Source organism: Listeria immobilis, from assembly GCF_014322765.1.
In the GTDB taxonomy this organism is placed as follows: domain Bacteria; phylum Bacillota; class Bacilli; order Lactobacillales; family Listeriaceae; genus Listeria; species Listeria immobilis.
The window spans coordinates 1-3719 of record NZ_JAASTZ010000033.1; the positions used below are offsets into that span (position 1 = coordinate 1).

Here is a 3719-nt window from a genome sequence, read left to right on the forward strand (position 1 = left end):
TCCTTTTCCCTCGTTTACTTAACTTAAGGATACTTGTTTTGCCAACCTTCATCGTGTGATAATTACACACTTTTTCGCAATATGTATGACAAAATTTAGGCTAACTCCCTGTGCAAAATTAATTGGATGTACAGCTAAACTAAAACAAGTATCTATCAATCTACATTTTTCACATATAAGCCTTCATTTCTTTTTTCTAATAATTGTTTACTTATTAATATAGGCAATATTTTAGTAAACTCTTTGCAAGATACACCTACATAATTAGCTATTTTCTCGTTGTCCATATAAAATGGAATGCGTTGGAAACCTTCTGTTTTCTCCATTCTTAATTTTTTGCAAAGATACTGCAATGCGTGTACAATACGTTCCTTTGTTGGATAATCATATTTAATGATTTCATTATATAAATTTTTATTATTTCTTTCTGTTGCATCTAAAAACCACTTCATATAGGCCGGATTATTGGTCGCAAAGTTAAGAAAATATTCTCTATTAATATAAACGAGGGACGTCTTCTCATCACATATGAAACTTAATTTTTTGCTTGCTGTGACTCCAAAGACTTGTTGATTTATCACATCTCCATCAGAAAAGAAGTTAAGAATCTGATGGTTTTTATTTTCCACATGCAATACACCTTCTTTTACGAAAACAAATTCATATAAAAATTGATACTGGTTAATAACTTCATTTTCGGATATTTCTTCCATCCGTATCCAGTAGTCCTCCAGTTTGTATTTATTTAAGTCTACAATCATCTCATCAACTTTTTTATCAGACATTTTGGCATCCTCCTTCTGTTATTATCTATTTCTACTTTCATTATTAAGATAAAATGAATAAGGGATATTTTTCTAGCTTTCACCCTAAATATATTTTAAGAAAAGACAAAAAACCACTAATAAGTTGACTCTCTCTAACTATTTAAAACATTTAGATTACTATATATTCTCTTTGCATATTATGAAATACTAAGTGTTATTTCCGATAACACTTAGTATTTTTTACTTTTCTTCCAAATAATCATAACCAAGAGTCCCATAACAAAAATGATTCCTGCACCAATAATGATATTCCAAAAGTTAAAGAGTGGTATCGTTTTCTCCGAGAATACTACTTCGCTTTTACTTGCTTGTGTTAGTAATTGTTTTTGAACTAGTTCCGCAGTTACGATTAACCTATTGGTGGTAGTAGTTGGTTTATCACAGGTAATAAGTGTAAGTGTAGGTTTGTTGGTTTGTTTTAAAACGCTTGTATCTGTTTCTGGAACTACTTTTACTGTCACAATTTGGTAGGTATATTGGTAAGTTGCGTTTTGAAGATATATTTTCTCCCCTTTTTTTGCGTTCATAAGTGGACCGAAAAAGGCTTTTTCTCGGTGAATATGATGAGCAGCTAGACTATAGTTACCTTCTCCCATTTTCCGATTACTAATTACAGGTGCAGCACCAACATATAAATTTTTATTTGATATCTTTTGTAATATAGGCAGTTGAATATCTAAGGATGGTATACTGATTCCACCAATAACTTCCTCTGAATAGTCATAGTTTAATGACTTGGATATATCTGTTACAGAAGGTGGCTGAATAGCTGCTAGGCCACTTATTTCTGGTGACCCAGAAATAGCTTTTTTTTCGTTATTAGCAAGCTCTTGTTTCGTGTACTGAGTTACATCATATTTAGTCGTCTGATAAGCTAGGTATTCGTTCTTCAGAAAAGGTATGCTAAGAAGAAGGAGGCTTATCCATATGAGTAAATAAAAAGTAAGACGAAATTTCATCATTATTGTAACTCCTTTATATAAAACAGATTAATTCTGTATTTTTACCATTTTTTGTTGTTCTGTCTTTGTACTAGAAATAACAAGGGAAAGATTATTAGCATCCACTGTCTTTTCTGGTACTTCAAAGACTAACTGTCCTTCTTTGCTTTCATCCTTATCTAAAGTATTTAAGAAGAAGGTTTCTTTCATTTTCCCTTTTTTGTTTAAGGCATTCGAAATCGTTGCTGATTCGGATAATGGGTATTCTTTTTTTGTTTTTGTATCGGTTAATTTAAATGTTACTAGACTAGCCGCTTGTTCTTTTTTCGTTTGATTGGTCATTTTTAAATCTAAAATGAGAAAGCTTTCTTTTGTTTTCTTTTTCCAGTCAGAAGTACCGACTTGATTCGTCTTTTTTTGGCTTAGTAATTGTACCTGCATATTATCTACTTTAGCAGTGGCCGCTTGTTCATCCGCTTCTTTTTTTGAGTTAAATGCCCAGTATCCGCCAAAAGCAAGCAGACCGACAATCACTACCACTAAAAGTAAAGACCATTTATTGCGTTTTTTCATTTCTTTTAATTCCTACTTTCTTTTTAAAGTTACGATGAAAAGTTGCACGACACTTTGGACAGCTTACTTTTTGCATCTTTTGTTGAATTGGAAAATGATACCCACACTCCGTACAATGGAACGTTATCTTCTTATTTTTTAAATAGGCTTGAATAATCGCTTCCTGTTCTTTTAATGACTTTTTTTGAATAATCGGATACGTTTCGGGGTCGTTATTTTTCAAGACCTTACTTCCTTTCTAAAAAATAGCTAGGCAAGACAATTCTTGCCTAGCTATATCTGTGTTAAGCGTTATTACATTTTTACTTATTTTTCTGCATTAAGCATTGTGACGACGTCTTCTGCGAACGGCAAATGTCAACGTAGCTACTAGTACAAGTGCTCCTGCAAACAACCAAATCATGTTGTTCGTATCACCAGTATGAGGTAAGTTCTCTGTTGGGTTATCAAGTGGTGGTGTTACAGTTGGTTTTTCTGAATAGATTGTTTTAGCTGTTTCGCCGAATGTTAGGCTTGCACTATTTGGAATACCACCATTTTTAACGAATGGAGATAATTCTTCATTGGTTGCACTATCTTTGATTTTCGTTGTAATTGTCATGGTGTAGGTATGGCCTGCTAGATAACCAAAATCACCATCTTTCTTCGCTAAATCAAACGAAACGTCATTGCCATTCATATTTACTTTCCCATTAGCAGTTACATCTTTACCATTTTCATCTACTACGGTCACTTTTTGGATCTCAAGTAGACTATTAATAGAGTCCTTAATGCTTGCTTGTTTCCATGTAGAAGTCGTGTTACCAAAGCTTGCATTCACATGCCAATCAAAGCTGTCATCACGGTTGGTTAAATCTTCATGTTGTTTGTTATTGACATCTTTATGAATCACTGGTTCTTCTGGTGGTGGCGTTACCGTTGGTATTTCAGAGTGTATTACATCTCCTGCGTTACCAAAATGTAAGTCCGCTTGGTTTGGAATGCCTCCAGAAGCGATATATGGTGCTAATTCTTCATCTGTTGCGCTATCTTTAATTTTCGATGTTACTGTCATGGTGTAGGTATGATTTGCTAGATACGTGAACGTATCGTCTTTCTTCGCTAGATCAAACGAAATATTGTTACCGTCCACCGTTAATGTTCCGTTGGCTGTCACATCTGTTCCGTTTTCATCTACTACCGTCACTTTTTGAATCTCTAATAAATCATTGATTGAGTCTGTAATACTTGCTTGATCCCATGATGTTGTCGTGTTACCAAAGCTTGCATTCACATGCCAATCAAAGCTGTCATCGCGGTTCGTTAAATCTTCATGTTGTTTGTTGTTCACATCTTTCTCAATCACTGGCTCTTCTGGTGGTGGTGTTACCGTTGGTAT

At 34.0% G+C, this 3719-nt stretch carries 5 protein-coding genes; all 5 read right to left on the bottom strand.

Annotation, left to right across the window (positions count from 1 at the left end; all coding sequences use genetic code 11):
- Positions 1 to 155: 155 nt before the first annotated feature.
- Entirely contained in the window at positions 156 to 785 is a 630-nt protein-coding gene (locus HCJ50_RS15495) for a Crp/Fnr family transcriptional regulator (protein WP_185395780.1), read from the bottom strand.
- A gap of 212 nt (positions 786 to 997) precedes the next feature.
- Positions 998 to 1789, bottom strand: coding sequence for a class A sortase (locus HCJ50_RS15500; protein WP_185395781.1), 792 nt, complete (start codon positions 1787 to 1789; stop codon positions 998 to 1000).
- A gap of 27 nt (positions 1790 to 1816) precedes the next feature.
- Positions 1817 to 2341 carry a DUF4352 domain-containing protein gene (locus HCJ50_RS15505; RefSeq protein ID WP_185395782.1) on the bottom strand — a complete coding sequence of 175 codons (525 nt, stop codon included), beginning with the start codon at positions 2339 to 2341 and terminating at the stop codon, positions 1817 to 1819.
- Positions 2325 to 2564 carry an FmdB family zinc ribbon protein gene (locus tag HCJ50_RS15510; protein ID WP_185395783.1) on the bottom strand — a complete coding sequence of 80 codons (240 nt, stop codon included), beginning with the start codon at positions 2562 to 2564 and terminating at the stop codon, positions 2325 to 2327. Before HCJ50_RS15510 ends, HCJ50_RS15505 begins: the two co-directional genes overlap by 17 nt.
- Positions 2565 to 2660: 96 nt before the next feature.
- A partial coding sequence (locus tag HCJ50_RS15515) for an isopeptide-forming domain-containing fimbrial protein (protein ID WP_185395784.1) occupies positions 2661 to 3719 on the bottom strand: 1059 nt, incomplete at its 5' end.

Excerpts from the sequence above, each read along its gene's own strand:
- HCJ50_RS15495 (WP_185395780.1), bottom strand. The coding sequence starts at position 785 with ATGTCTGATAAAAAAGTTGATGAGATGATTGTAGACTTAAATAAATAC.
- HCJ50_RS15500 (WP_185395781.1), bottom strand. The coding sequence starts at position 1,789 with ATGATGAAATTTCGTCTTACTTTTTATTTACTCATATGGATAAGCCTC.
- HCJ50_RS15505 (WP_185395782.1), bottom strand. The coding sequence starts at position 2,341 with ATGAAAAAACGCAATAAATGGTCTTTACTTTTAGTGGTAGTGATTGTC.